The organism is Candidatus Culexarchaeum yellowstonense (genome assembly GCF_024707025.1).
Taxonomy (GTDB): Archaea; Thermoproteota; Methanomethylicia; order Culexarchaeales; family Culexarchaeaceae; genus Culexarchaeum.
Genome location: NZ_JANGFQ010000136.1, coordinates 1 through 2135 on the forward strand (window position 1 = coordinate 1; position 2135 = coordinate 2135).

Annotated in this window: 3 protein-coding genes; all 3 read right to left on the reverse strand. The window is 36.3% G+C overall.

Features of this window, described 5'->3' with window-relative positions; all coding sequences use genetic code 11:
* A partial coding sequence (locus MRT15_RS09620; protein WP_304329876.1) for a DUF1156 domain-containing protein occupies window positions 1–1583 on the reverse strand: 1583 nt, incomplete at its 3' end.
* Complete coding sequence (locus tag MRT15_RS09625) at window positions 1564–1920, reverse strand: hypothetical protein (RefSeq protein ID WP_304329877.1); 357 nt, start codon at window positions 1918–1920, stop codon at window positions 1564–1566. The genes MRT15_RS09625 and MRT15_RS09620, both read right to left, overlap by 20 nt.
* The coding region (locus MRT15_RS09630) for a hypothetical protein (RefSeq protein ID WP_304329878.1) at window positions 1917–2135 on the reverse strand (219 nt) is incomplete at its 5' end. The genes MRT15_RS09625 and MRT15_RS09630, both read right to left, overlap by 4 nt.

Genomic DNA, 2135 nt, shown 5'->3' on the forward strand with positions numbered 1-2135 from the left:
ATCCCTAGATCCTCATTCCCACCAAACCTACCCTTACTCAACACAAGATCTTCATCAATGGGAACATTCTGCGGAAGCTCAGGATAATACTCCCTTAAAATCCTTACAAGCCATACATAGAAGAACTCACTAAGCTCAGCATACGCTACATCATCTAAGTATGGGGGATCAGTAATAATAAGGTCGAAATTATCATGAAGAGTTTCATGAAGATGGAGCGAAGAACCAAGCAAAACCCTAGCAGAAGCCCTATTTTCAGCCGCAAACTTAATAGCATCAACAACATCATTAAGCGCACTCAAAAGAGAACCACTCGTATCTTCAAAAGGATTAGTCTCAGCAAAATTATAAATAATGCTCGGACGCCTAAAAGTTAAAGCATGACTAATTGTTTCATTAGATGTATGCCATCCTGTTCCTATGCAATTGTAATCTACATGTTTGCCTAGCATGAATCCTAAATACGTTGCTATGACTTTTGCATATTCCCTATCACTTATTTCAGAACATACCTCCTTAATTGTTTTCAAAAGCGTACTCATGAGAAGAAGCTGTCTCTCTGTAAAAAATTCATACCATTTCGTTAAACCATAATTGATTACACGAAAAAGTTCAGATTCTTTCATATTTTCTTGTGGTATTAGGTTTTGATTTAGTAGTGCTTGCCATTGTTTTTTAAGTTCTTCCTTGGCTTCTTCAAAAAGTTTTTTGTCTTCGTTTGTTGGTATTTCATAATTCTTTCCTTTTGCATCCTTTACTACAACGGCTATCATTTCCTTATCCCTTCTCTCGGCTATATCCTTAGTCATGTCTTCATAATTTATTGCGTTTCCGCATTTTATGCACACGGCTTTGCCGCCTTTTTGAGTATATTTCGAGCCTTCTCTCTCGCTTAAGATCCCTATTTCTACTTTAAAATCTCCATTTTCTGGTATGATTTTATACCCTATTTTTCTGTTTTTATCAAGCCACATTTGATTCGTTAGAGGAATTCTTTGACCGCAATATGGGCATTTTATAGTCCAGCACCAAAGATAATGCAAAGCCTTCCTCCCACTCCTCCCATAAAACTTTCCCAGCTTTTCCCTCACTCTTCTAATGACCTCCATCCCATATTTCTCAACATCTACTGCGAGTTTTTTACCGTACTTGGCTGGGTATTCTAGTGTTGCTTTCATGATTAGGTAGGCTACTGGATTATAATCTACTAGCGTGCAGTTTAATCCCATGCGTGCAGCTTCAAAGAGTAGGTTGCCTGCTCCAGCGAAGGTGTCGAGTATTTTTAGTGAGTTTAGATCATTGTTGGCAAGTTTTTCGAGATCTCTCTTATCTAGAGGGTAGTTGAATGCTCTTTTTTCTTTGTCTAGTTTTAGTAGTTGTTTGATTATGTCTATGTTTGTTGTTGAGGGTGTTAGTGCGAGTAATGTTACTGCTCTGCCTACTATGAGGGGTTTTCTTGTCCACCAGTACAGGATTTCGTTAATTGGTGGTTTGCCGAGTTTTTCTTTTTTTGCTTCTTCGCTTATTTCTGAGAATAGTTCTAGGTGTTTTTTGGTTTTTTCTTCAATGAGTGTTTTTTGCATAGAATACCCTCCATGCTTTTTTTGTGAGTTTTGTGTTGTTTAGGAATTTTATTGTCCAGAAGTATAGTTCTAGTTTGTTTAGTGTTTCGATTGTTTTTAGAAAGTGTAGTGCTTCTTCTTTGTTTTTTGCGGTTTTTATGGCTTGGATGCTCACGTATGCTTTTATTGTATTATCATCCCACTTGTTTGGGTTGTATGGTAGTTTTTGGGCGAATTCTCTTCTCCAGCCTTTAATCGTGCCCAGTTTTATTTTTTGTTTTCCAAACCTATCCTCTACATTGATGATAAAGCTGGTTGTTGTTTTTGTATTTTCTATTGCGTACTTCATTGTTCTCAATTTGTTTCACCCCTTACTCTTTTTATGTCTTTAATTATTTCCTCATCTTTTGTTTGAATGGTTAATGTTCCTTTGCAAGTATAATCTCTGAAGAATTGTTCAATTAAAGTCTTTAATCCTTTTATCTTTTGCCAGCTTTCGCTTTCAATAATTATCTTTGTTGTTCTTTCCCTATCACTAATTTCTAGTTTGAGATGAGCCTCAAAATCTTTTTC